We start from the raw sequence: 23,577 nt of genomic DNA on the forward strand, positions 1-23,577 counted from the left end.
TGCTGTGCAACATCGACAAGGGGCTGGCATGGATTGGGATCATTTGCGCTTTTTCTGGGCCTTGGTGCAGGCCGGCACCCTGGTGGGCGCGGCCAAGGCGCTGGGCGTGGAGCACACCACAGTCTCGCGCCGCATCCAGGCTTTGGAAAAGCAGCTCGGCGCCACCTTGTTCACCCGCGAGGGCAGTGGCTACAAGCTGACCGATGCCGGCCGCCAGCTGCAGCCGCGCGCCGAGGCCATGGACCAGATTGCGCGCGGCATCGCGCCCATTGCTGCGAGCCAAAGCGCCGAGACGCCCAGCGGCGTGGTGCGCATCGGCGTGACCGAAGGCTTTGGCACCCAGGTGCTGGCCAAGCACCTGGCCTTGCTGGCCCAGCGCTACCCCTTGCTGACCATTGACCTGCTGGCCGTGCCGCGCATGCTGCAGCTCTCGCGCCGCGAAGCCGATATCGTCATCTCGCTCGAGCGCCCGGTGCGCGATACCGTTGTCACCAGCCGCCTGACCGAGTACCGGCTGTACCTCTATGGCCAGCGCGAATATCTGGCGCGCCACCCGCTGATCACCTCGACCGAAGGCCTGGCCAGCCACCGCTTTGTGCACTATGTCGATGACCAGCTCTTCACCAAGGAGCTGCAGTTTCTCGACAGCCTGAGCGCGCCCCAGCGCTTTAGCTTTCGCAGCACCAGCATCCTGGCGCAGTACACCGCCGTGCGCACCGGCGCGGGGCTGGGCGTGCTGCCGGGCTTTCTGGCTGACAAGGACCCCTTGCTGCAGCGTGTGCTGCCCGAGCAGGCGCAGTTCACCCGCACCTTTTGGATGTCGATGCCGCCCGAGCTGCGCTCGGTGCCGGGCATCCAGGTGGTCTGGCGCTTTTTGCAGGCCACGGTGCAGGAGCAGCAGGACCTGTTGCTGTGCTGAGCGCTGGCGCATAAAAAAACCGGCTGCCAAGGCAGCCGGTTCGTCGCGGATCTGCGCAAGGCTTACATGTTGTTGGGCAGCGCGGTGACGATCTGGGGGAAGAACCAGAGAATCACCAGGGCCAGCACCATCAGCGCAAAGTAGGGTGCGCAGACACGGGCCAGGTAGGTGATCTGCTTGCCTGTCATGCCTTGCAGCACAAACAGGTTGAAGCCCACCGGCGGCGTGATCTGCGCGGTCTCCACGGTGATCACCAGGAAGATACCAAACCACAGCGGATCGATGCCCGCAGCCTGGATGATGGGCAGCACCACACCCATGGTCAGCACGATGGTGGAGATGCCATCGAGGAAGCAGCCAATCAGGATGTAGAAGATGCCCAGCACGATGATCAGCATCGCAGGCGACAGGTTGAGGCTGCCGACATACTCGGCCAGCTGGCGCGGCAGGCCGATATAGCCCATCGACAAGGTCATGAAGGCGGCACCGGCCAGGATCAGCGCGATCATGCAATACAGGCGCGTGGCACCAAACAGCGAGTCCTTGAAGTTCTTCCAGGTGAGCGCGCCTTGCGTCGCAGACAGCACCAGGGAGCCCAGCACGCCAATGGCAGCCGCTTCGGTGGCCGTTGCAATGCCCGTGTAGATGCTGGCAATCACCGAGGCGATCAGCAGCACCACAGGGATCAGGTGGCGCGACTCGTGCAGCTTCTGCTTGAAGCTCATGGAGCTGTCGGCCTTGGGGATCTTGTTGGGGTTGAGCAGGGCCCAGACGATGATCCAACCACTGAACAGCAGGGCCAGCATGATGCCGGGCAGCACGCCGGCCATGAAGAGCTTGGAGATCGACATCTCAGCGGCAACACCGTAGACGATCAGGATGATCGATGGCGGAATCAGCAGACCCAGGGTGGCAGGGCCGCCCAGCGAGCCGATGACCATGTTCTCGGGGTAACCGCGCTTCATCAGCTCGGGCACATTCATCTTGCCGACGGTCGCGCAGGTGGCGGCCGAGGAGCCCGACACCGCCGCAAATATCGTGCAGCCGATCACATTGGTGTGCAGCAGGCGGCCGGGCAGCAGGTTGACCCAGGGTGCGAGGCCCCGGAACATGCTCTCCGATAAGTTGGTGCGGTAGAGAATCTCACCCATCCAGACAAAGAGCGGCAGCGCCGTCAAGGTCCAGCTGCTGGCCGATCCCCAGATGGTCATGGCCATCGCATCCCCGGCGGCGCGGGCGGTAAAGAACTCCATGCCGAACCAGGCCACACCGGCCAGGGTCAGACCCACCCAGACGCCGCCGCCCAGCAGGATCAGTAGCACCACAATCAGCGCAATGCTGGCGGTAATTTCATTCATGGTGGGCATCCTCCTTGGCCACAGGTTTGCGTTTGCCCGTCAGCTCCAGCACCAGCTCATCGCAAAAGGCGATAAAAAACACCAGGGTGCCCAGTGCCATGAAAATTTGGGGAATCCACAGCGGCGTCGCATCGATGCCCACGGAGATATCGTCGATCTCCCAGGATTGCCAGACCAGGCGTGCGGCGTAGAACGCCAAAAAGCCCGAGAGGATGGTTGCGATGCCCAGGGCAATCACTTCCATGGTCTTCAAGGCGCCACCTTTGAGCGCGCCCAGCAGCAGGGTCACGCGGATGTGTTCACCTTTTTTGAGGGTGCTGGCCAGGGCCATGAAGCCCGCTCCCGCCATCGCGTAGCCGGCATAGGCGTCGGTGCCGGGGGCACTGAAGCCGATCAGGCGGCTGACCACGGTGAGCAGCACCATCACGAGGATGCCGATCATCGACAGCCCCGCCAGCCAGGCAGAGGCGTCATACAGTCCATTGAGTAGCTTGCGCATGCTTGTCATTCAAAGCAGTAAAGGTTGCTGACTGCACAGCCCAGCCGGGGCGGGTGGCCCCGGGCGGACTGCACAGAGGAGACCGTGGCTTACTTGGAAGCCTGGTAGGCGTCCAAAATGGCCTTGCCTTCGGCCCCGGCCTTGTCGGTCCATTCCTTGATCACGGTCTCGCCCACCTTGGCCAGGTCGGCCTTGAGCTGGGCCGAGGGCAGCTCGATGCTCATGCCGCCTTGCTTCAAGGTCGCCAGCGACTTGGCATCCACTTCCTTGGATTCCTTCCAGCCGCGCTCTTCGGCAGCAGCAGCGGCCTTGAGCACGGCTTCCTGCTCAGCCTTGCCCAGCGCGTTGAAGGCCTTCTTGCTCACGGTCACGGCGTTCTTGGGAATCCAGGCCTGCACGTTGTAGTAGTACTTGAGGTTTTCAAACAGCTTGTTGTCGGCGCCGGTGGCCGACGAGGTGATCAGGCCATCGACCACGCCGGTGGCCAGCGCCTGGGACAGCTCGGCCTCTTGCACGGTGGCCGGTTGCGCGCCAATCAGCTCACCAATGCGGGCGGTGGTGGGCGAGTAAACGCGCCACTTCATGCCCTTGAGGTCCGCTGCCGAGTTGATGGGTTTCTTGGTGTAGATGCCCTGCGGTGGCCAGGCCACCGAATACAGCAGCACCTGGCCTTGCTTGTCCAGCAGCTTTTGCAGCGCCGGCTTTTGGGCCTGGTAGAGCTTGAACGCTTCGTCGTAGTTGTTGACCAGGAAAGGCAGGCCGTCGACGCCGAAGATCTGCGATTCGTTCTGGAAGCTCACCAGAAAGAATTCACCCATCTGGGCATTACCCGTTTGCACGGCACGCTTGATTTCGGGCATTTTGAACAGCGACGCACCAAAATGGGGAGTGATCTTGAGTTTGCCGCTGGTCGCTGCGTCCACGTCCTTGACGAACTGCTCGTTGTTTTTGGAGTGGAAGTTAAATGGCGCATACGCGGTGGCGAAATCCCATTTGGTTTGGGCAGCGGCTGCGGTGGCAAAACCGATGCTGGCAACCAGGGTGGCGGTGGCACAAAAAACTCGACGCTTCATGACGGCTCCTTCTAGAGACAAATAGGGCGCAGCGAATGCTGCCCGGGATGAATACGATCAACAGCCACAGCAGCGCCGGAAACAACTGCTATGCTGGTGAATTGTTTGCCAAAATTAACAGTTATTGCAAAGTAGCGCTATACGGGGTTTCAACAATAATTAATTTTTGTAGGTTTCAAAATTTCTTTTGTGGGATGTGGTATTAAAAATTGTTCAACGATTTTTGATTTTGAGCGAACACGTCCATGCATTTTGCCGTCGTAGATTCCTAGGGTTAATACTAGGTTTCTGCAAGCCTGCGCAGTTTGGCCCCTAGGCAGAAGTAGCAGCAGAAGTACCGGCAGAAGTAGCATCAGAAGTGCCTTAAGACCGCCTTAGGGCCCCCAGGATGCCTGCAAAAAGTGTGCGCAAAAAAGCCACCACGGCGGCTGGGGCGTGGTGGTGGCGGGAGCAGGGCAGCGGGGCGCTGGGTGCGCGCTCAGCCTTTGTTGGCGCTGTCCGTGGTGGGCTTATCGGCGGGGCTCTCGCTAGTGGTTGCCACCGCTGCAGCGCCGGTGCCGCCTGGCTTGGGCGCTTGCCAGCCGATGAATTGGGGGTAGATCGCAGCGACGCCGGCGCCATTGAAATCCCAGCCCTTGCACTGCCCCAGGTGGCGGGGGGGCTGGTCTGATTGGGGGCGGGCAAAGGCCTGGTTCACGCTCTGAAAAGCGGCGGTTGCCATGTTGAACAACAGCTCGCGCATATGGGTGCAGCCCTCGATGTTTCCCAGGTTGGCCTCGATGGCCTTGCGCCAGCCCCGGGCCATGCAGCAGCCCACCATTTTTTGCATGGCAGGCAGGGCCAGCGGGCATTCGCCCAGTGGGTGCGCATCCATCGCGACTTCGATGGCAACAACTGTAAGTGTTGTATCAATGGTACAGCGAATCCACATATGGTGAATGGGCTCTCCGGCTTTGCGCTTGCGCTCGCCCGACAGCACCAGGTCATAGGCTTTGGTGTCCACCAGCTCACCTTCAACATCCCAGAGCCCATCCTCGCGCTCGAAGCTGCGGTAGCGCACATCGCGCAAATGTTTGGGGACGCGGTTGGGGACGGGAGACAAAGGCATGGAAGAGGGTGTCGCGGTGGGATTGTTTTTGTGGATGACCCGGCTTGGTGCAGGCCAGCGCTTGCTTGACGGCGCTGCCATGCCCCCAGTGCTGATCACTATGGGGCTGTTGCTGCGGGCTGTCTGTGCAGCAGGTGACAGCGGGAGGCTGTCACCTGCATGCAGCCCTCCATTGTAAAAACAATCGCGCCGCCGCTGCAGAGCAGGGGCGGCGCGGGGCGCAGGGCGCTTAGAGCGCCTGCGCGTCGGTATCAACCGTGGCGGATGGCGACGGTCTTCAAGGTCGTAAAGCCATACAGCGCCTCAAAACCCTTTTCGCGGCCATGGCCGCTGGCCTTGGTGCCGCCAAAGGGCAGCTCCACGCCGCCGCCGGCGCCATAGTTGTTGATAAAGACCTGGCCGCTGCGCAAGCGCTTGGCCACACGGAACTGGCGGCCGCCATCGCGCGTCCAGACGCCGGCCACCAGGCCGAACTGGGTGGCATTGGCCATCTTGATGGCTTCTTCTTCGCTGTCGAAAGCCATGGCGCTCAGCACTGGGCCAAAGATCTCTTCCTGGGCCAGGCGGTGGTCCACGGGCACATCGCGCAGCAAGGTGGGGGCCTGGTAGTAGCCGCCTTCGGGCGCCTCGTCGACGATCTGGCCTTGGGCGACGATGGAGATGCCGTCGTTGTGCGCATCGCTCAGAAAATCCCAGACGCGTTGCTGCTGGGTCTGGCGGATCAGCGGGCCCAGGTCCAGGTCCAGGCTGGCCGGGCCCACGCGCAGCGCTTCGAAGGCGCTGCCCAGGCGAGCGAGCAGGGTTTCGTAGATGCTGCGCTCGACCAGCAGGCGCGAGCCGGCCGAGCAGGTCTGGCCGGAGTTCTGGATGATGGCGTTGATGATGGTCGGGATGGCGGCATCCAGATCGGCATCGGCGAACACGATCTGCGGGCTCTTGCCGCCCAGCTCCAAGGTGCAGGGGCAGTGGCGCTCGGCAGCCGCCTGCTCTATCAAGGTGCCGATGCGGGGGCTGCCGGTAAAGCTGATGTGGTCCACATCAGGGTTGCGGGCCAGTGCATCGCCCACTTCATGGCCAAAGCCGGTGACGATATTGATCGCGCCGGCAGGAAAGCCCACGTCAGCGGCCAGTTGCGCCACGCGGATGAGGCTGAGGCACGCATCTTCCGAGGGCTTGACCACGCAGACATTGCCCGCTGCCAGCGCTGCGCCCACGCAGCGGCCAAAAATCTGCATCGGGTAGTTCCAGGGCACGATGTGGCCGGTCACGCCATGGGGCTCGCGCCAGGTCAGCACGCTGAAATCATGGGGGTAGGGAATGGTCTCGCCGTGGAGCTTGTCGGCAGCGCCCGCATAGAACTCGAAATAGCGGCCCAGGGCCAGTGCATCGGCCTTGGCCTGCTTGGTGGGCTTGCCGCAGTCACGCTGCTCGATGGCGGCGAGTTCGTCGGCGTGCTCGAGCACCTTGGCCGACAGGCGCATCATCAGGCGGCTGCGCTCGGCCGGGCTGGTCTTGCGCCAGACGTTCTCATAGCACAGGCGCGCGGCCTGAACCGCATGGTCCACGTCCTCGGCGTTGCCGCGCTGGATTTCATCAAAGGGTTGGCCGTCCGAGGGGTCAATGACGGGGATGGTCTTGCCCGACAGCGAGGGCACAGAGGCGTTGGCGATGTAATGCAATTGCATGGCGTTGTTCCGTTCTGGGTGCAATAGGCGGCGGAGTCTGCCAGGCGGCAGGCTCGAAACGGCCCCCACGATAGCGCAGGAATGGGGCTGCGCCTACCGGGATGAGCCCGCGGTTGTCACGGGTTTGACCACCGCATTTGACGATGCGGTTGGCATTTTTTGGGCAGCGGCTGGCCAATGCACCTAAAATCACGGGGTTTTGCCGGTGGCTGGCGGCTTTTTGCGCGCTGTCGGCCCTCCATTCAATTGACCTCATAGGAATCGCATGTCCTTCGAAAAACTGACCCCTGGCTCCAAGGCCCCTGATGTCTTCAATGTTGTGATCGAAATCTCGGCCAACTCCGCTCCTGTGAAGTACGAAGTGGACAAGGATTCGGGCTGCGTGTTCGTGGACCGCTTCCTGGGTACCGCCATGCACTACCCGGTGAACTACGGCTATGTGCCCCAAACCCTGTCGGGCGACGGTGACCCCGTGGACGTGCTGGTGATGACGCCTTTCCCCCTGCCTACCGGCGTGGTGGTGCCTTGCCGCGCGATCGGCATCCTGCACATGGAAGACGAGTCCGGTGTGGACGGCAAGGTGCTGGCGGTGCCCACCCAAAAGCTGCTGCCTGCCTACGACAAGATCAACCACCTGAGCGACATCCACGACCTGGTGCTCCAGCAGATCTCGCACTTCTTCGAACACTACAAGGACCTGGAAAAGGGCAAGTGGGTCAAGGTGCTGGGCTGGAAGGGCGTGGACGAAGCCCACAAGGAAATCGTGGACGGCATCGCCAACTACAACAAGTAAGAAGACGCCACTTGCCGGGGCCCTGCGGCCCTGGGCAGGCAACGCTGACGAAAGCCGGTTTTTCACCGGCTTTTTGCTTTTGGGCGACGCGCCAGGCGCTAAGCTGGCGGGCATATAAAAGCGAAGGAGCGAGCAAGTGGCCGATACTGTCGATTGCGTGGTGATTGGTGCGGGGGTGGTGGGGCTGGCTGTCGCCCGCGAGCTGGCCTTGGCCGGGCGTGAGGTGCTGGTGCTGGAGGCGCAGGACGCCATTGGCACGGGCACCAGCTCGCGCAACAGCGAGGTGATCCATGCGGGCATCTACTATGCCCAGGGCTCGCGCAAGGCGCGCTGGTGTGTGGAGGGCAAGGCCCTGCTGTATGCCTACTGCCAGGAGCGCGGCATTGACCACCAGCGCTGCGGCAAGCTGATTGTGGCCACGTCGGAGGCGCAACGCGCCAAGCTGCAGGACATTGCCCGCCATGCGGCCGCCAACGGTGTCGATGACCTGGTGCTGCTCAGCCGCGAGGAGGCCAGGGCCATGGAGCCTGCGCTGGAATGCGTGGCCGCGCTGCATTCTCCCAGCACCGGCATTGTCGACAGCCACGGGCTGATGCTGAGCCTGCAGGGCGATCTGGAAAACGCCGGTGGCATGGTGGTGTTCAACAGCCCGCTGGCCGCCGCCTGCTGCGAAGAGGGCGGCATCCTGCTGAGCACCGAAGACGGCACCGAGCTGCAGGCCAGGACCGTGGTCAATGCCGCAGGCCTGTGGGCGCCCGATCTGGCGCGCAAGTTCGAAGGCGCTGACTTGTCGCAGCTGCCCAGGGCCCACTATGCCAAGGGCAACTATTTCACCTTAAGCGGCCGCGCGCCATTCAAGCAGCTGATCTACCCGGTTCCCGAAGTGGGTGGCCTGGGTGTGCACCTGACCCTGGACCTGGGCGGCCAGGCCAAGTTTGGCCCGGATGTGCAGTGGGTGGACAGCGCCGATGACCTGGTGGTGGACCCGGCACGGGGCGATGCCTTTTATGCTGCTGTGCGCCGCTACTGGCCCGGCCTGCAGGATGGCGCGCTGGCAGCCGGTTACGCCGGTATCCGGCCCAAGATCAGTGGCCCGGGAGAGCCCGATGCCGACTTTGTGCTGCAAGGCCCTGAGGTGCATGGCGCGCCGGGCCTGTTCCACCTGCTGGGCATCGAATCGCCCGGGCTGACCAGCTGCCTGGCCATTGCCAAGGCGGTGAACGAAGCGGTAGCCGAAGAAGCGGCTTGACCGCCGTCAAGGGGCAGGTGCCCAGGACCTGCGATGCGCAGCTAAATGCGACAAAAGCCACAGTTTGACGGCGATAGTCGGAATCTTCTGACAGGCAGGGCTGCATATCGGAACCCGTGGCTGTCGCTTTCTCCGTTAACATGTAACGGAGCTTGCGCCCTGCAGCAGCCGGCCCTGGCTGCGCAGGGTGGATGCGGAACTTTCCTGTAGCCTGACCAAGAAAAGGATGATGAACATGCGTAAATCCAATTTGCTGAGCGATACCGTTGAGAATGCCCAGGCTGATCTGGAAAAACTGGTGAGCGATCTGCGCGGCGTGCTGTCGAGCAAGGACCTGGACGGCGTGCCCGACATCAAGCAACTGCGCCAACGCCTGGAAGACAGCGCGGGTGATGCCCGTGAAGGCGCTGTGCGCGCGGCACAAGAAGCCGCCCGCCAGGCCAAGGAAGCTGCGCTGGCAGCTGACCGCTATGCCCATGACGAGCCCTGGCGCGTCGCCGGTGCAGCGCTGGCCGTCGGCGCGCTGATCGGTTTTATCTTCTCGCGCCGCTGAGCTGAGCCCGAAGCCAGCGTGGGCACCATGGCCGCGCTGGCAAGGCCCGCCGGGCCGACACCAAGAACAAGGGGCACCCAGGTGCCCCATATGCACGAGGAGAGTCCATGAACTGGTTGTCTGTGCTGGGCGTCGATGACATGCTGGCGCGCTTTCGCGCCTTGCTGTCGGAAAGCGCCATAGCGGCTGAAGACCGAATGGATCTGCTGGCCATTGAATGGCAGGAGCAGAAAAAGAACCTGATCTGGCTGGTCCTGATGGGTTTGGTGGTCGCGGGTCTGACCATTGTGGCCCTGACGGTGCTCTCGGGCGCCATCATCATTTCTTTCTGGGATACGCCTAACCGCATGCTGGCCACCTGGCTGGTAGCCGGTGTCTGGCTGGTGCTGTGGCTGGGCGTGCTGGCCTTCCTGTACCTGACCACGAAGAAGGCCGCCAACCCCTTCCAGCTGACCAAGACCGTGCTGCGCCAGGACTGGCAAGCGGTCAAGGGCCGTCTCAAGTAATGCAAGGGACCCAAGCGATGATCAACCCCAGCAAAGACGCGGAGCTGCAACTGCTGCAGGCCACCGACCCGCAAGCGCGAGAAGTGCTGCTGCGCATCCAGAACCAGCGCGAGCGCCTCGATGGCCGCCGCCTGGCGCGTGAGCAAGCCCTGGCGCTGCGCCGCGATGCCACCGGCGGCCAGCACCACCCCATGGCCTATGGCACCCTGGCCGAGCGCCTGATCAGCTTTGGCCGCGAGCATCCGCTGGTCTGCGCTGGCCTGGTGGGTGCCGGCCTGCTGCTGGGGCCGCGCAAGCTCATTCGCATGGCCACCATTGCGATGCCCATTGTGATGAAGCTGCGCCGCAACCACTGAGCAGCGCCAAGCGCGTTGGCTTAGCACTGCGCCACCTCCCTAAGACCGCCATGCGCCCTGCATGGCGGTTTTTTTGTGCCGCATCGCCCTACGCGTATTCCCGAAGATAGGGACTGCCCGCTTGCTGCCAGCGATCTCGTGGCGAAAAATGGCTTTCAAGCGCCGCTGATGTGGGTAGAATGCGCGGCGCGCTGTGTATATACGCATTGCGTGATGCACTTGTCTTGTGCGTGTGGTCTGCCGCTGCAAGCGCTGGCGCTTACCTGCCAGCCACACGTTGCTGCTCTCAATGCAGGAGCGCTCACACGCGGGTACAGCACGTTGGCACAAGACACGGTACAGAACTTGCTTCTCTCGCCCGCCCACTTGGATGGCAAGTGGATCTCACCCCTAAGGAGTTTCTTGATGACTACACGGCGTCGTATTGTTCAAACCTGCCTGGCTGCACTGCCCCTCGCGCTGGCTGGCCTGTCGGCTGCCCCGGCCTGGGCGCAGACCAAGGTGAAGGTCGCGGCGGTCTACACCGTGCCGTACGAGCAGCAATGGGTCAGCCGCATCCATGAGGCACTGAAGGCCGCTGAGGCGCGTGGCGAGATCGAGTACAAGTCCAGCGAAAACGTGGCCAATGCCGACTATGAGCGCGTGATGCGTGAGTACGCCACCGGCGGCGCGCAGCTGATGTTTGGTGAGGTGTTTGGCGTGGAAGCGGCGGCGCGCAAGGTTGCCAAAGACTTTCCCAAGACCGCCTTTGTGATGGGTTCGTCGGGCAAGATCCAGGCGCCCAACTTCAGCGTGTTTGACAACTACATCCAGGAGCCTGCCTACCTGTCGGGCATGGTCGCTGGCGGCATGAGCAAGACCAACAAGATCGGCATGGTCGGCGGCTTCCCCATCCCCGAAGTCAACCGCCTGATGCACGCCTTCATGGCGGGCGCCAAGGAAACCAATCCCAAGGTGGAGTTCACCGTCAGCTTCATCAACAGCTGGTTTGATCCACCCAAGGCCAAGGAAGCGACCTTTGCGATGATCGACAAGGGTGCCGATGTGCTCTACGCCGAGCGTTTTGGCGTGAGCGATGCGGCCAAGGAAAAGGGCAAACTGGCGATTGGCAATGTGATCAACACCCAGGCGCAGTACCCCGACACCGTGGTGGCCTCGGCGCTGTGGCACATGGAGCCGAGCGTCGAGCGCGCGATCAAGGCGGTCAAGGACGGCAGCTACAAGGCCGAGGACTACGGCCCGTACTCGATGATGAAGTACAAGGGCTCGTCGCTGGCACCGTTTGGCACCTTCGAGAAAAAGCTGCCAGCGGACCTGATCGCCAAGGTGCAGGCCAAACAGGCCGACATCCTGTCGGGCAAGTTCGTCGTGAAGGTCGACGACTCGCAACCCAAGTCCACGGCCAAGTAAGCCGGGCCTGGATTGCTTAGGCGCTGGGCTCTGGCAGCTCGGCGCCACCAACTTCCAGCTCCGGCCCATGCCGGGGCTGTTTTTGTGCCAGCTGCCAGGCCCGTCGCCTGCCCAGCGAACCCAGCGGCCCTTTGCCCATGTCTCCTCCAAGTTCTTCTCCTGTCGTGCTCCAGCTGCACGGCATCACCAAACGCTTTGGCCCGCTGGTGGCCAATGACGGCATTTCGCTGACCCTGCACCGGGGCGAGATCGTGGCCTTGCTGGGCGAGAACGGCGCGGGCAAATCCACCTTGATGTCGATCCTGTTTGGCCACTATGTGGCCGATGAGGGGCGCATTGATGTGATGGGCCAGGCGCTGCCGCCGGGCCAGCCGCGCGCCTCGCTGGCTGCGGGCATCGGCATGGTGCACCAGCACTTTGCGCTGGCCGACAACCTGAGCGTGCTGGACAACATCATGGTGGGCAGCGAATCGCTGCTGCGCCTCAAGTCAGCCAAGCGCCAGGCCCGCGCCAAGCTGGTCGAGGTCGCGCGCCAGTTTGGCCTGGTGGTCGATCCGGATGCGCGCGTGGGCAGCCTGTCGGTGGGTGAGCGCCAACGGGTGGAAATCCTCAAGGCGCTGTACCGGGGCGCCAAGATCTTGATTCTGGACGAGCCCACCGCCGTGCTGACCCCGCAGGAGAGCGAGGCGCTGTTTGCGACCCTGTCCCAGATGGTGGCCCAAGGCCTGTCGATCATCTTCATCAGCCACAAGCTGGGCGAAGTGCTGCGCGTGGCCGACCGCGTCGCCGTGCTGCGCCACGGCAAGCTGGTGGCCGAGGCGCCAACCGCAGGCAGCACGCAGGCGCAGCTGGCGCAGTGGATGGTGGGCGAGGCGGTGAGTCTGCCCGAGCGCCAACCTGCCGCCAAGGTGGGCAATGAGGTCTGCAGCCTGCGCAATGTGCACACTACGGCATCGGCCAAATCCACCGCGCGCGATCGCCTGGTCGATGTGTCGCTGGTGCTGAGGGCCGGGGAGATGGTGGCGATTGCCGGTGTTTCGGGCAACGGCCAGGTGGCCTTGGCCGATATGCTCTGCGGCATGCGCCGCCCGGGCCAGGGCAGCGTGCAGTACCTGGGCGCGCCGATGCCGGCGTCAGCCGTGGCCTTGGTCGCCCAGGGCGTGGCGCGTATCCCGGAAGACCGCCATGGCACCGGCGTGGTCGGTGATTTGCCGGTGTGGGAAAACGCGGTGTCCGAGCGGCTGCGCAGCCCCTGGTTCTCACGCTGGGGCTGGGTGCGCCGTGCGCAAGCTCGCAGCCAGGCCCAGCATGTGTCGAAGCAGTTCGATGTGCGTGGCGGCGGTCTCGATGCGCCGGCCCGTTCGCTGTCGGGCGGCAATATGCAAAAACTGATTCTGGGCCGGGCGCTGCTGGCACCCCAAGGTGCCGAGGGCATGGCGCCACGCCTGATTGTGGCGCACCAGCCCACCTGGGGCCTCGATATTGGCGCGGTGCGCTTTGTGCACCAGCAACTGCTGGCCGCACGCGATGCCGGCGCTGCGGTGCTGCTGATCTCGGACGACCTGGACGAGGTGCTGGCGCTCGGAGACCGCATCGGCGTGATGCACGAGGGGCATCTGTCACCCGTGCTGCCTTTTGCGGACTGGAGCCGCGAGACGATCGGTCTGGCCATGGCCGGATCTCCTATGACAGCGCCTGAGCGCCAGGGCTGAGAGACTGCAATGCGTATAGAAAAAAGAGCAACCCCGTCGAAGCTGGCCATGGTGGCTGCGCCCCTGGGTGCGGTGGTATTTACCTTGGCCATCAGCGGCTTGCTGGTGCTGTGGGCAGGCGCACCGGTGGGCGCCACCTATGTGGCCTTGTTCAAAGGCGCCTTTGGATCGCTGTTTGCACTGTCCGAGACCTTGACGCGCGCCGTGCCGCTGATCCTGACCGGTCTGGCCGCTGCGGTGGCTTTCCGGGCGCGGCTGTTCAACATCGGCGCCGAAGGCCAGCTCTATGCCGGCGCGGTGGCGGCCGTGGCGGTGGGCGGCATGCATGGGGGTACCGGCTTTGAGCTGCCCATCTATCTGCTGTTTCCGCTGATGCTGCTGGCTGCCGCCCTGGCTGGCGCGGCCTTGCTGCTGGGCCCGGCCTTGATGAAGACCAAGCTGGGTGTGGACGAGGTGGTGACCACCTTGCTGCTGAACTTTGTCATGCTGCTGGCCGTGTCCTACCTGCTCGATGGCCCGATGAAAGACCCGATGGCGATGGGCTGGCCGCAGAGCGTGGCGCTGCAGGGCGACCTGGAGCTGGGCAAGCTGATTGCGCAGACCCGTTTGCACAACGGCTTGCTGATGGCGGTGGGCCTGGCGGTCGCGCTGTGGCTGCTGCTGCAGCGGGCCGTGCCGGGCTTTGACATCCGCGCAGCCGGCGCCAACCCGCGCGCGGCAGCCTTTGCCGGCGTGCCGGTGACCCGCACCGTCGTGCTGGTGGCGCTGCTGTCGGGCGGGCTCGCGGGCCTGGCCGGCGCCATCGAGGTGGCGGGCCGCACCAGCTACCTGACCCTGGACATGTCGCCCGGCTATGGTTACAGCGGCATCGTGATTGCGATGCTGGCCGGCCTGCACCCGCTGGGTGTCGTGGCCTCGGCCGTGTTTGTGGCCGGCATGCTGGTGGGAGCCGACAGCATGAGCCGCGCCGTCGGCGTGCCCAATGCGATTGCCGATGTGATCGTGGCCGCCTCGCTCTTGTCGGTGCTGGTGGCCAGCCTGATGACCCAATACCGCCTGCGCAGAAAGTGAGCGCTGTGATGTTGAAACCCCAAAAACAAACGGCAGCGCGAGGTGCAGCATGAGCGATGTGATGGATATTTTGGCCAATGCCTCCTTCTGGGTGGCCGTGCTGCGTACAGCCACGCCGCTGCTGCTGGGCACGCTGGGGGTGCTGCTGTGCGAGCGCGCCGGCGTGCTGAACCTGGGCATCGAGGGCATCATGGTGGCCGGTGCCTTTACCGGCTGGCTGACCGTGTATGCCGGCCACGGCCTGTGGACGGGCGTGCTGGTGGCCGCACTCACCGGCGCGGTGCTGGGCAGCCTGCATGCCTGGCTGACGGTGGGTCTGGCGCTGTCGCAGCACGTATCGGGCCTGGGCATCACGATGCTGGCGACGGCCTTGTCGTACTACGGTTACCGCGTGAGCTTTCCCAAGGTGAACACGCCGCCCACGATCACGCCGTTTGAGGCCATGGACTGGCTGCCGATTCCGATTCTGGGCGACCAGACCGCCTTGACCTTGCTGGCGCTGCTGCTGGTGCCGCTCTTGGCCTGGGTGCTGTTTCGCACGCCGCTGGGTTTGGCGGTTCGCATGGTGGGCGAGAACCCGCAGGCCGCAGAAGGCCAGGGTGTGGCCGTGATGGCGGTGCGCAGCGGTGCGATCATTGCGGGCTCGGCGCTGATGGGGGTGGCCGGTGCCTTTTTGACCCTGTCGGCCTTCAATGCCTTTTTCTTCAACATGGTCAACGGCCGGGGCTGGATCTGCGTGGCGCTGGTGGTGTTTGCCTCCTGGCGGCCGGGCAAGGCTTTGCTGGGCGCGCTGCTGTTTGCGTTCTTCGACGCACTGCAGCTGCGCCTGCAGCAGTCGGGCGATGGCCTCGTGCCTTACCAGTTCTATCTGATGCTGCCGTACCTGCTGTCGATCCTGGCGCTGGTGCTGGTGGCCCGCAAAGCCGCCTACCCGCAGGCTTTGATGAAACCCTACCGCAAAGGCGAGCGCTGAGCCAAGGCTCGCGCCCCACGATGCAGACCCTGGTCTGCCTACAAGGATAAAAAATGCTTGATTTACTGATTCGCAATGCCAGCTTGTCCGATGGCCGCAAGAACATGTCGGTCGCTGTGCAGGACGGCAAGATCGCCGAGGTGAGCGAGGGCCTGCAGGCGCCCGCTGCCGAGGTGGTGGACGCCCAGGGCCTGCTGCTGAGCCGACCCTTTGTGGACCCGCATTTCCACATGGATGCCACCCTGAGCTACGGCATGCCGCGTGTGAACGAAAGCGGCACCTTGCTCGAAGGCATTGCACTCTGGGGCGAACTCAAGCCCCAGCTGACGCACGAGGCGCTGGTCGAACGCGCCTTGGCCTACTGCGACTGGGCGGTGGCGCGCGGCCTGCTGGCCATTCGCAGCCATGTGGACACCAGCGACCCGAGCCTGCTGCCGGTCGAAGCCATGCTCGATGTGCAAAAGCGCGTGGCGCCCTATATCGACCTGCAGCTGGTGGCTTTTCCGCAAGACGGCGTGCTGCGCACACCGGGCGGGCTGGACAACCTCAAGCGCGCGCTGGATCTGGGCGTCGATGTCGTCGGCGGCATTCCGCACTTTGAGCGCACCATGGCCGATGGCGCCGAGAGCGTGCGCATTCTCTGCGAGCTGGCCGCCGAGCGCGGTAAGTTGGTGGACATGCACTGCGACGAGTCGGACGACCCGATGTCGCGCCATGTGGAAACCCTGGCCTACCACACGCAGCGCCTGGGCCTGCAGGGCCGCGTGACTGGCTCGCACCTGACTTCCATGCACAGCATGGACAACTACTACGTCAGCAAGCTGATGGCCTTGATGGCCGAGGCGCAGCTGGGCGTTGTCAGCAACCCCTTGATCAATATCACGATCCAGGGCCGCCATGACACTTACCCCAAGCGCCGTGGCATGACGCGCGTGCCCGAGCTGATGGCCGCAGGCCTCACGGTGGCCTTTGGCCATGACTGCGTGATGGACCCCTGGTACAGCCTGGGTTCGGGCGATGCGCTGGAGGTGGCCAGCATGGGCCTGCATGTGGCGCAGATGACCAGCCGCGCCGGCATGCAGCAGTGCTTTGATGCGATCACCTGCAACCCCGCACGCCTCTTGGGCCTGCAAGGGTATGGCATTGAAAAGGGCGCCCATGCCGACTTTGTGCTGCTGCATGCCAAGGACCCGGTGGAGGCCCTGCGCCTCAAAGCCACGCGCCTGGGCGTATGGCGCCGTGGCCAGCGCATTGCCAGCACACCGGCACCGGTGGCTAGCTTGAACTTGCCAGGGCGACCTGCCAGCACCACGCTGCTGAGCGCGCGCTAAGCGGCGCCTTTCAGCGCTGCTGCAAGTGCTGCTGCAAGCGCTTGCGGATCGGCTCGAACTCCGGTGTCGCGCTGCGCTTGACCGGGTCGGGCAGGCCTTTTTCCATCGCATCCCAGTAGCGCCAGTCCACCTTGGCCTGGCCCAGTTCGTAGTCCATGGCGTCCCAGGCATCTTCGCGAAAGCTGTAGAAGGCCCAGTGGTAGCGCTTGTCCTCGGCGTAAGACAGAACATCGTTGAGGTACTGGCTGCAGCTGCCGAGCATGCGCACACAGCCAAACTCGCCCATGACGATTTGCTCGGGCGGGATCGACAAGGAGCGCGCCCAGCTGTTGACGGCACCCAGGTACTGGGCCACGCGCTGCTGGTTCCAGGGCTGGGTCTTGCCGGCAAACGGCACCTCGCCCGGGTAGCGGTAGGGCTGCTTGCGCTTCATGTTGGGGGTGCTGGTGGCCTGGTAGGGCTCGTACATGTGAAAGCTGTACAGCACCCGTTTGTCAGCCAGCGCTTCGGGCCAGTAAGCGAAGGCATCGGCCGCACCATACCAGCCGGCATCGACCATGATGGGCGTGTCCGGGTCGACGGCCCGGATCTGGGCAATCAGGTACTGGTAGAACGCGGGCAGGTCGCGCGACCCGCCTTTCGCCTTCGCATACCAGGCCTGCATCGCCTGGGCGCTGGCATGCTCGGGCATGCCGCCTTGTTTTTCGGGCGCGGGCTCGTTGATCAGGTTATAGGCCGCTATGCCGGGCGTGTCCTTCAAGGCGCGGGCGAGGTCCTGCCAAAACTGGCCGGCGGCCTTCCAGTGCGCCCGGTCCTGCCAGATGCGGTCATCAAACTGCCCCTGGTTGTTTTGCGACCAGCGCGACAGCGGCAGGGACAGCGGCGCAATCACCACTTTGAGCCCCGCCGCATGGGCCTTGGCTACCGATGCCTGGAGCGTGGCAAGGTCCGATGCCACCAGCTGCTGGTAGTCGTCCGCATTGCCCATCAAAAAATCGCGCTGCGCAGGCTTCCATTTGTCATACGACAGCCGTACCCAGCTGGCGCCGTAGCCGCGCAGCGCTTCGTAATAGTGGGCATCCGGCGGCAAGCGGTTAAAGCTGTTGCCGCCCCGTTGTGTGGTGGTCCAGAAGGCCGCCAGGTCGGCCGCTTCGGCTGCTTGCACGGATGCGGACAGCGCCATCGCGACGGCCAGGCTGGGTACAGAGATCTTGAACATCGAAGCAGGGCGTTGAAGGCCGGTGACGGGGGATGCGGCAGATGCTATCACTGGTAATGCTTTGATTGATTTCTGTTTGCAACGGGCTTGGGCGCTATTTCTGGCCGCTTTCCGAGGCATATCGCCGGGCCCAGCCCTTGCGCTTGCTCACACAATGGCTTGGCGATCTCGTTGGTGTTGGAGAAAGCCGGAGACCCGGGTGGCGCTTCTGCTTTTTAGGGATGACCAGGCAGGCTTGGCACCGCTTCCTGGCTGCCACCCTCAGTCAGCAGCCATTGCCGCAGCTGCGCAAAGGCGGGAGACTGCATGCGATCGGGCCGGTAGCACAGGTAGTGGCCATGCTCGACGGCGGTGGTTCCTTCGAATGGCGTGACCAGCACGCCTTCTGCCAGTTCGTCTTCGACCAGGATGAGGGGAACAAAGGCGATGCCCAGACCACAGCGCGCTGCCTGAATCAAGGCCGAGTACTGCGCAAACCGAGGGCCCGCAATCAGCAACTGGTGGGTGATGCCATGGGCAGCGGCCCATTGCGACCAGGCGCCCTGGGCTTCTTCATGGTGCAGCAAGGTATGGGCCAGCACATCGGCGGGGTCCTGGATCTTGTGCAGGCCCTGCATCAGCGCGCTGGAAGCGATCACGACGAATTCGCGCCCGGCGATGTATTCGTTGACCACACCGGCGTAGTCGGCTGGGTTGTAGCGGATGGCGGCATCGACATGGGCCGGCAGGTTCTCCAGCGGCGCCAGATGGCGGCTGAAGCTCAAGGTGGCGCGGGGGTGGGCCTGGCGAAAGCGGGGCAGGCGGGGAATGAGCCAGCGGGTGAAAAAGGTCGGCACGCAGCTGAGGGTCAGCACATTCGTGTCCGCGCCGGCGCGGACCTCGTAGGTGGCGGTCTCCAGGCTGCGCAGGCTGCCCGTGATCTTGAGCCAGTAGCTGCGGCCCACTGGCGTGAGCTCTACGCCGCGCCCCAGCTTTTGCAGCAGGGCCGTGCCCAGAAAGCCCTCCAGCGAGGCAATCTGCTTGCTCACGGCGCTGGTGGTCACGCACAGCGAGGAGGCAGCCAGGGTCAGGCTGGAATGGCGGGCCACGGCGTCGAGCGCGAGCAGCTCCTGGATGGTGGGGCAGTCCCGTTTCATAGTCTCAGTCAGCGGTTTTGTTGATGAAAAGTTGCAAGAACACTTTCCATTAATTCAATGATTGTGCCGCATTGTCACAGCAATGCAATACCAATATAAGGGCCGATCGCTACACTAACGTGTCTGAAAAGGAAAGTATCCGTTTTTTACTGGGAGACAAGATGGTTCGTGGCATTGCCATCGTCTATGGCCTTTATCTGCTGCTGCCGATGGCATTATTGGCCGTGGGCAGCTTTGGGCAGAACTGGACCAACTCACTGCTGCCCTCCGGATTTACCGGCCAGTGGTACATGCAGCTGTGGAGCGACCCGTCGTTCCGCAAGGGCTTCATCTCCAGCCTGGTGGTGGCGTTGTCCACCTGCGCGATCAACGCGGTGCTGGCGCTGCCGCTGGCCTATTCCCTGCACCAGGGCGCAACGCGTGGCCGCGCTTTCGCAGCCCGCATCGTGAGCGCCATGCCCGTTGCCGTGCCCGCCATCACGCTGGGCTTCGGCTACATGATTGTCTTCAACACCGACACCTTGCCCTGGCTGGGCAGCACACCGCTGCTGATTGCCGCGCATGTGATCGCAACCCTGCCTTATCTCACCAACACCTTGCTGACCGACCTGCGCCACCTTGGCATCGAGCGGCTGGAGCAGGCGGCCGCCACCTTGGGCGCGGGCGAATGGCAGCGCTTCAGCGGCATCGTGCTGCCCAGCCTGCGCCAGAGCATGCTCTCGGGGCTGGTGATGGTGGCGGCGCTGTCGATCGGGGAGTTCAACCTCTCCAACCTGCTGGTCGGTTTCCAGAACCGCACCTATCCGGTGGTGCTGCTGCAGGCCTTCTATGGCGCAACCGGCTTTGCTTGCGCCGCCACGGTGATCCTGCTGCTGCTGGCCAGCCTGGCAGCGCTTCTGTCTTCTTCTCTTTTGCGTAAATCCCCATGAGCCTGACTTTCCAGAACGTCAGTTACCGCTACCCCGGCAGCCAGCAAGGGCTGCATGAGGTGTCCTTTGATATTGGCCAGGGCGAGCTGGTGGCGGTGATCGGCCCCAGCGGCTCGGGCAAGTCCACCTTGCTCAAGCTGGTTGCTGGGCTGGAGACCGGCTACCAGGGCCGCATCGCACTGGCGGGCCAGGACATGGCGGGCACGCCGGTGCACCAGCGCGGCATTGGCATGGTGTTCCAGAGCTATGCGCTGTTTCCGCACCTGTCGGTGCGGGACAACGTGGCCTACGGGCTGGCGCTGCGCAAGATGCTAGCCGCACAGCGCCATGCCCGGGCGGCAGAGCTCTTGGAGGTGGTGGGACTGTCGGATTTTGCGCAGCGCGGTGTGCAGCAGCTCTCCGGCGGGCAGCAGCAGCGGGTGGCGCTGGCGCGCGCGCTGGCCATCGACCCGCGTGCGCTGCTGCTGGACGAGCCGCTGTCCGCGCTGGATGCCAGCGTGCGGGGCCATCTGCGCGACCAGATCCGTGCACTGCAGCAGCAGTTTGGTGCCACCACCTTGCTGGTCACCCACGACCAGGAAGAGGCGCTGGCCATGGCCGACCGGGTGGCGGTGCTCAAGGAAGGGCGGCTGCTGCAGATCGCCACGCCCAAGGAAATCTACGACATGCCGAACTGCCGCGCCGTGGCGGAGTTCGTGGGGCTCTCCACCATATTGGAGGGGCAGGTGGCCGCCAGCGGCCGCGTGGACTTTGGTTTTGCCGAGCTGTCCGTGCCCACCGGCAGCCATCGCCCCGGGCAGAAGGTGCAGGCGCTGATCCGCCCCGAGCATATTGAGCCAGACCCGCAGCCTGGGCAGACCAATACCTTGCAGGGGCGTCCAGGCGCCTGCCGTTATCTGGGATCGCTTACGCGCTATGACTTTGCGGTGGCAGGTGCGCCGCGCGCCTTCCTGGCCGAAGGCCGGCAGCCGGCAGGCCAGGCCATTGCCATCGCGCCCGAGCACATCCGCTTGCTGGATGCCTGAGCACCTCACATCCGTTCAACACCCCACCGACACCGTACTTTTTCAACGAAGGAAAACCGCTATGCAACGCCGACATCTCATCCAAGCCGCTGCTGCCTTGCCTTTGGCAGCCCTGGTCCAGCGCACATCCTGGGCGCAAGAGGGCGCGGAGCTCTATGCCGGAGAAAAAGAGCTCTACGAGCTGGCCAAAAAAGAAGGTTTTTGCGTCTCCTTCGACACCGGGCCGGAATGGGCCAACTGGAAGGCCTTGTTTGCCGAGTTCAAGAAGCGCTACCCCGATGTCGAGCTGAGCTACAACGACCTGGGATCGGCAGCTACTGTGGTCGCGCTGGAGAAGATGCGCCGCCGCCCCCAGGCAGACACCGCGTACTACTTTGCGGCCTCGGCCGTCGATGCCGCGAAGAAGGATGTGGTCGCGCCATTCAAGCCCATCCACTTCGACAAGTTGCCCGAGGTGTTCCGTGAGGCAGAAGGGCGCTGGTTCACCATCCACACCTTGAACATCGCTTTCCTGGTGAACAAGAAGCTGGTCAAGAATGTGCCCACCGGCTGGGCCGACCTGCTCAAGCCCGAGTACAAGAACAGCGTGACCTACCTGGACCCCCGCAGTGCCGGTGTGGGCCAGGTGCTGACCTTGGCCGCAGCCTACGGTAACGGCGGCAGCGTGGACAACGTCAAGCCCGGCACGGACTACCTGGGCAAGCTGCATGCCGCAGGCAACGTGCAGCGCGTCGAGGGCACGACCCCGTATGCCAAGTTCATCAAGGGTGAGATCCCGATCTGGATCGGCTACGAGAATGACGGCCTCAAGGCCAAGCATAGCGATGGCATGGGCGAGGCCTGCGAGGTCGTCATCCCCAAGGAAGCCAGCGTGGCAGCGCCGTACGCCATCAGCCTTGTCAAGGGTGGCCCCAACCCGAACGCCGGCAAGCTGTGGCTGAACTTCATCATGAGCGAGGCCGGCCAGCAGCTGTTTGCCAAGGGCTTTGTGCGGCCTGCCGTTCCAGGCGTCAAGCTGCCCGACGATGTGGCCAGCAAGCTGCCGGCGGCAGCGCAGATCCGTCCGCTCGATGTCATCAAGGCCTCGGCCAAGAAGGCCGAGATCGACCAGCTCTGGGCGCAGGCCACGCTGGGTCGCTCATGAGCGGTTGGATCCGCCGTTTTGGCGCCTGGCCTGCCTGGTGCTTTATGGCGCTGTTCTTTGTGTTGCCCCTGGCATCGTTGGTGCCCGAGGCCATGGCGGACGGCGGCAGCGCCTTTGCCCGCTTGTGGAGCAACCCGCTGCTGGGCCGGGCCGTGCTGAACACCTTGGTGCTGGGCCTGACCGCTGGTGCAGTCTCTGGCTTGGTGGGCACGGTGATCGCCATTGAGCTGGGGCGCCAGCCGCTGCAGCGCCGGCGCTGGATGATGACCTTGCTGGGGCTGCCGCTGGCCTTCTCGGGCCTGGTGATCGCCTATGGCTTCATCCTGGCCTTTGGGCGCTCGGGCTTTGTCACACAGCTGCTGGTGGCGCTGGGCTTTGACGGCGCCGCTGTGGGCAGCTGGATCTATGGCACGGTCGGCCTGGGCTGCGCCTATGCCTACTACCTGGTGCCCCGCGTGGCGCTGTCGCTCTACCCGGTGTTTGCCAACCTCGATCTGCGGCCCATGCTGGCGGCGCGCACCTTGGGCGCCACGCGATGGCGCGCCTTCCGCGACACGGTGGTGGCCGAGGTGGCGCCATCGGTGGCGTCCAACGCCTGCCTGGTGGCTGCCATTGCGATGGGCACCTACGGCACGGCGCTGGCGTTGGTGGGGACGCAGCTGAACATTCTTCCGCTGATGCTGTTTGCACAGGTCAGCGATGGCGGATCGGACCTGAGCGTCGCATCCGCCTTGTCATTGCTTTTGATGGCGCTGTGCGTCATCGTCATGGGATTGGGAGACGCGATTGCACGCCAACGTGAACAACATGCCGCAGGATCACATTGATGCGCTGGGCTTGCCGCCCGGGCTGACCGAGGCGCTGCGGCGGCTGGCCCAGCACCAAGCCGGCCCGGCGCGCCACCGCCGGCCGGTTGGGGTCATTGGGCCGGGTGATGCCGATGGCCAGGTCTACGCCGATGCGCGCCTGATTGCCCGCGCGCTGGCCGCTGCCGGCATGGCTATCGTGTGCGGTGGGCGCGGCGGTGTGATGGCTGCGGCCTCGCAAGGCGCCACTGAAGTGGGCGGGGTCGCCATCGGCATCCTGCCCGAAGAAGACGAGCGCCATGCGAATCCCTATCTCAGCGTGGCCTTGCCCACCGGGATCGGTGAAATGCGCAACGCCTTGATTGCGCGCAGCGCCCTGTGCCTGGTCGCCGTGGGCTACAACATGGGAACGCTCTCCGAGATGGCCCTGGGGCTGAAGTGGGGGCGCCCGGTGTTCGTGCTGCACGGTGAGCTGTCCTTGCCCGGCGCGGTGGAGGTGGCGGATGTGCAGCAGATGCTGGGCTGCGTCGTGGACTGCCTGTTGGGTGATGCTGCGTCTGCCTGAACGCCGGCGGTGCTGGCGGTGCGGGCGATAGCGCCCGCATGTTGGCCTGGTTCCTAAGGCCTAAGCACGCCTTGCAGGGAAGAGGCCGAAGCTGCAGTAAACACAAGGCTTGGCGTGTAGCTTGTAGGACCTAGGCGTACTCCACCTTTGCCGCGAA

The 23,577-nt window shown here is 64.1% G+C and carries 23 protein-coding genes; 16 read left to right on the forward strand and 7 right to left on the reverse strand.

Features of this window, described 5'->3' with window-relative positions:
• The first annotated feature begins 28 nt into the window (after positions 1–28).
• Positions 29–919 carry a LysR family transcriptional regulator gene (locus WH367_RS18785; protein WP_021025105.1) on the forward strand — a complete coding sequence of 297 codons (891 nt, stop codon included), beginning with the start codon at positions 29–31 and terminating at the stop codon, positions 917–919.
• A gap of 62 nt (positions 920–981) precedes the next feature.
• Here WH367_RS18785 and WH367_RS18790 read toward each other — a convergent pair whose 3' ends face one another.
• The 5 genes from WH367_RS18790 to WH367_RS18810 form a co-directional block, all read right to left on the reverse strand.
• On the reverse strand, positions 982–2,277 hold the full coding sequence (locus WH367_RS18790) for a TRAP transporter large permease (protein ID WP_027010466.1): 1,296 nt from the start codon (positions 2,275–2,277) through the stop codon (positions 982–984).
• Positions 2,270–2,776, reverse strand: a complete 507-nt coding sequence (locus WH367_RS18795; protein WP_021025103.1) for a TRAP transporter small permease — start codon at positions 2,774–2,776, stop codon at positions 2,270–2,272. The genes WH367_RS18790 and WH367_RS18795 overlap by 8 nt, the downstream gene beginning before the upstream one ends.
• 89 nt (positions 2,777–2,865) lie before the next feature.
• On the reverse strand, positions 2,866–3,849 hold the full coding sequence (locus tag WH367_RS18800) for a TRAP transporter substrate-binding protein (protein WP_021025102.1): 984 nt from the start codon (positions 3,847–3,849) through the stop codon (positions 2,866–2,868).
• 478 nt (positions 3,850–4,327) lie between these two features.
• Complete coding sequence (locus WH367_RS18805) at positions 4,328–4,957, reverse strand: DUF2889 domain-containing protein (protein ID WP_339537196.1); 630 nt, start codon at positions 4,955–4,957, stop codon at positions 4,328–4,330.
• 251 nt (positions 4,958–5,208) lie between these two features.
• Positions 5,209–6,642: an aldehyde dehydrogenase family protein gene (locus tag WH367_RS18810; RefSeq protein ID WP_339537197.1), complete on the reverse strand. Its 1,434-nt coding sequence runs from the start codon at positions 6,640–6,642 to the stop codon at positions 5,209–5,211.
• A 265-nt stretch (positions 6,643–6,907) separates the two neighbouring features.
• Here WH367_RS18810 and ppa point away from each other — a divergent pair, with 265 nt between their 5' ends.
• The 10 genes from ppa (at position 6,908) to WH367_RS18860 (ending at position 16,596) form a co-directional block, all read left to right on the forward strand.
• A complete protein-coding gene (gene ppa, locus WH367_RS18815) occupies positions 6,908–7,435 on the forward strand; it encodes an inorganic diphosphatase (protein WP_116927687.1) in 528 nt (175 codons plus the stop codon).
• 136 nt (positions 7,436–7,571) lie between these two features.
• Entirely contained in the window at positions 7,572–8,684 is a 1,113-nt protein-coding gene (locus WH367_RS18820) for an NAD(P)/FAD-dependent oxidoreductase (protein ID WP_339537198.1), read from the forward strand.
• 235 nt (positions 8,685–8,919) lie between these two features.
• On the forward strand, positions 8,920–9,237 hold the full coding sequence (locus WH367_RS18825; RefSeq protein ID WP_043338381.1) for a DUF883 family protein: 318 nt from the start codon (positions 8,920–8,922) through the stop codon (positions 9,235–9,237).
• Positions 9,238–9,344: 107 nt separating this feature from the next.
• On the forward strand, positions 9,345–9,743 hold the full coding sequence (locus WH367_RS18830) for a phage holin family protein (RefSeq protein ID WP_021025096.1): 399 nt from the start codon (positions 9,345–9,347) through the stop codon (positions 9,741–9,743).
• Positions 9,743–10,099: a hypothetical protein gene (locus tag WH367_RS18835; RefSeq protein WP_021025095.1), complete on the forward strand. Its 357-nt coding sequence runs from the start codon at positions 9,743–9,745 to the stop codon at positions 10,097–10,099. Before WH367_RS18830 ends, WH367_RS18835 begins: the two co-directional genes overlap by 1 nt.
• A 405-nt stretch (positions 10,100–10,504) precedes the next feature.
• Positions 10,505–11,509: a BMP family protein gene (locus WH367_RS18840; protein WP_021025094.1), complete on the forward strand. Its 1,005-nt coding sequence runs from the start codon at positions 10,505–10,507 to the stop codon at positions 11,507–11,509.
• A gap of 137 nt (positions 11,510–11,646) precedes the next feature.
• Positions 11,647–13,221 (forward strand): ABC transporter ATP-binding protein, encoded by a 1,575-nt coding sequence (locus tag WH367_RS18845; RefSeq protein ID WP_339537199.1) that lies wholly within the window; start codon positions 11,647–11,649, stop codon positions 13,219–13,221.
• A gap of 9 nt (positions 13,222–13,230) precedes the next feature.
• Positions 13,231–14,292, forward strand: a complete 1,062-nt coding sequence (locus WH367_RS18850) for an ABC transporter permease (protein ID WP_021025092.1) — start codon at positions 13,231–13,233, stop codon at positions 14,290–14,292.
• 49 nt (positions 14,293–14,341) lie between these two features.
• Positions 14,342–15,265 carry an ABC transporter permease gene (locus WH367_RS18855; RefSeq protein WP_021025091.1) on the forward strand — a complete coding sequence of 308 codons (924 nt, stop codon included), beginning with the start codon at positions 14,342–14,344 and terminating at the stop codon, positions 15,263–15,265.
• A 53-nt stretch (positions 15,266–15,318) separates the two neighbouring features.
• The gene (locus tag WH367_RS18860) at positions 15,319–16,596 is read left to right on the forward strand and encodes an amidohydrolase family protein (protein ID WP_339537200.1); all 1,278 of its coding nucleotides are present in this window, start codon (positions 15,319–15,321) and stop codon (positions 16,594–16,596) included.
• A 10-nt stretch (positions 16,597–16,606) separates the two neighbouring features.
• On the opposite strand, the gene WH367_RS18865 is transcribed toward WH367_RS18860, so the two are convergent.
• Both WH367_RS18865 and WH367_RS18870 read right to left on the reverse strand, forming a co-directional pair.
• Entirely contained in the window at positions 16,607–17,815 is a 1,209-nt protein-coding gene (locus WH367_RS18865) for a glycoside hydrolase family 5 protein (RefSeq protein ID WP_339537201.1), read from the reverse strand.
• A gap of 215 nt (positions 17,816–18,030) precedes the next feature.
• The gene (locus WH367_RS18870) at positions 18,031–18,951 is read right to left on the reverse strand and encodes a LysR substrate-binding domain-containing protein (RefSeq protein ID WP_339537202.1); all 921 of its coding nucleotides are present in this window, start codon (positions 18,949–18,951) and stop codon (positions 18,031–18,033) included.
• 161 nt (positions 18,952–19,112) lie between these two features.
• Here WH367_RS18870 and WH367_RS18875 point away from each other — a divergent pair, with 161 nt between their 5' ends.
• From WH367_RS18875 to WH367_RS18895, 5 genes are all read left to right on the forward strand, one after another.
• Entirely contained in the window at positions 19,113–19,880 is a 768-nt protein-coding gene (locus WH367_RS18875) for an ABC transporter permease (protein WP_339537203.1), read from the forward strand.
• Positions 19,877–20,905: an ABC transporter ATP-binding protein gene (locus WH367_RS18880; protein WP_339537204.1), complete on the forward strand. Its 1,029-nt coding sequence runs from the start codon at positions 19,877–19,879 to the stop codon at positions 20,903–20,905. Before WH367_RS18875 ends, WH367_RS18880 begins: the two co-directional genes overlap by 4 nt.
• Before the next feature lie 61 nt (positions 20,906–20,966).
• On the forward strand, positions 20,967–22,049 hold the full coding sequence (locus tag WH367_RS18885) for an extracellular solute-binding protein (RefSeq protein ID WP_021025085.1): 1,083 nt from the start codon (positions 20,967–20,969) through the stop codon (positions 22,047–22,049).
• Positions 22,046–22,876, forward strand: a complete 831-nt coding sequence (locus tag WH367_RS18890) for an ABC transporter permease (RefSeq protein WP_339537205.1) — start codon at positions 22,046–22,048, stop codon at positions 22,874–22,876. Before WH367_RS18885 ends, WH367_RS18890 begins: the two co-directional genes overlap by 4 nt.
• A complete protein-coding gene (locus WH367_RS18895) occupies positions 22,857–23,420 on the forward strand; it encodes an SLOG cluster 4 domain-containing protein (RefSeq protein WP_339537206.1) in 564 nt (187 codons plus the stop codon). Before WH367_RS18890 ends, WH367_RS18895 begins: the two co-directional genes overlap by 20 nt.
• Positions 23,421–23,577: the final 157 nt, after the last annotated feature.

Origin of the sequence: Comamonas sp. MYb21, assembly GCF_037479395.1 — a bacterium.
Taxonomy (GTDB): Bacteria; Pseudomonadota; Gammaproteobacteria; order Burkholderiales; family Burkholderiaceae_C; genus Comamonas.

Coding starts and splice junctions, on each gene's coding strand:
- WH367_RS18785 (WP_021025105.1), top strand. CDS start 29: ATGGATTGGGATCATTTGCGCTTTTTCTGGGCCTTGGTGCAGGCCGGC.
- WH367_RS18790 (WP_027010466.1), bottom strand. CDS start 2,277: ATGAATGAAATTACCGCCAGCATTGCGCTGATTGTGGTGCTACTGATC.
- WH367_RS18795 (WP_021025103.1), bottom strand. CDS start 2,776: ATGCGCAAGCTACTCAATGGACTGTATGACGCCTCTGCCTGGCTGGCG.
- WH367_RS18800 (WP_021025102.1), bottom strand. CDS start 3,849: ATGAAGCGTCGAGTTTTTTGTGCCACCGCCACCCTGGTTGCCAGCATC.
- WH367_RS18805 (WP_339537196.1), bottom strand. CDS start 4,957: ATGCCTTTGTCTCCCGTCCCCAACCGCGTCCCCAAACATTTGCGCGAT.
- WH367_RS18810 (WP_339537197.1), bottom strand. CDS start 6,642: ATGCAATTGCATTACATCGCCAACGCCTCTGTGCCCTCGCTGTCGGGC.
- ppa (WP_116927687.1), top strand. CDS start 6,908: ATGTCCTTCGAAAAACTGACCCCTGGCTCCAAGGCCCCTGATGTCTTC.
- WH367_RS18825 (WP_043338381.1), top strand. CDS start 8,920: ATGCGTAAATCCAATTTGCTGAGCGATACCGTTGAGAATGCCCAGGCT.
- WH367_RS18830 (WP_021025096.1), top strand. CDS start 9,345: ATGAACTGGTTGTCTGTGCTGGGCGTCGATGACATGCTGGCGCGCTTT.
- WH367_RS18835 (WP_021025095.1), top strand. CDS start 9,743: ATGCAAGGGACCCAAGCGATGATCAACCCCAGCAAAGACGCGGAGCTG.
- WH367_RS18840 (WP_021025094.1), top strand. CDS start 10,505: ATGACTACACGGCGTCGTATTGTTCAAACCTGCCTGGCTGCACTGCCC.
- WH367_RS18845 (WP_339537199.1), top strand. CDS start 11,647: ATGTCTCCTCCAAGTTCTTCTCCTGTCGTGCTCCAGCTGCACGGCATC.
- WH367_RS18850 (WP_021025092.1), top strand. CDS start 13,231: ATGCGTATAGAAAAAAGAGCAACCCCGTCGAAGCTGGCCATGGTGGCT.
- WH367_RS18855 (WP_021025091.1), top strand. CDS start 14,342: ATGAGCGATGTGATGGATATTTTGGCCAATGCCTCCTTCTGGGTGGCC.
- WH367_RS18860 (WP_339537200.1), top strand. CDS start 15,319: ATGCTTGATTTACTGATTCGCAATGCCAGCTTGTCCGATGGCCGCAAG.
- WH367_RS18865 (WP_339537201.1), bottom strand. CDS start 17,815: ATGTTCAAGATCTCTGTACCCAGCCTGGCCGTCGCGATGGCGCTGTCC.
- WH367_RS18870 (WP_339537202.1), bottom strand. CDS start 18,951: ATGAAACGGGACTGCCCCACCATCCAGGAGCTGCTCGCGCTCGACGCC.
- WH367_RS18875 (WP_339537203.1), top strand. CDS start 19,113: ATGGTTCGTGGCATTGCCATCGTCTATGGCCTTTATCTGCTGCTGCCG.
- WH367_RS18880 (WP_339537204.1), top strand. CDS start 19,877: ATGAGCCTGACTTTCCAGAACGTCAGTTACCGCTACCCCGGCAGCCAG.
- WH367_RS18885 (WP_021025085.1), top strand. CDS start 20,967: ATGCAACGCCGACATCTCATCCAAGCCGCTGCTGCCTTGCCTTTGGCA.
- WH367_RS18890 (WP_339537205.1), top strand. CDS start 22,046: ATGAGCGGTTGGATCCGCCGTTTTGGCGCCTGGCCTGCCTGGTGCTTT.
- WH367_RS18895 (WP_339537206.1), top strand. CDS start 22,857: ATGCCGCAGGATCACATTGATGCGCTGGGCTTGCCGCCCGGGCTGACC.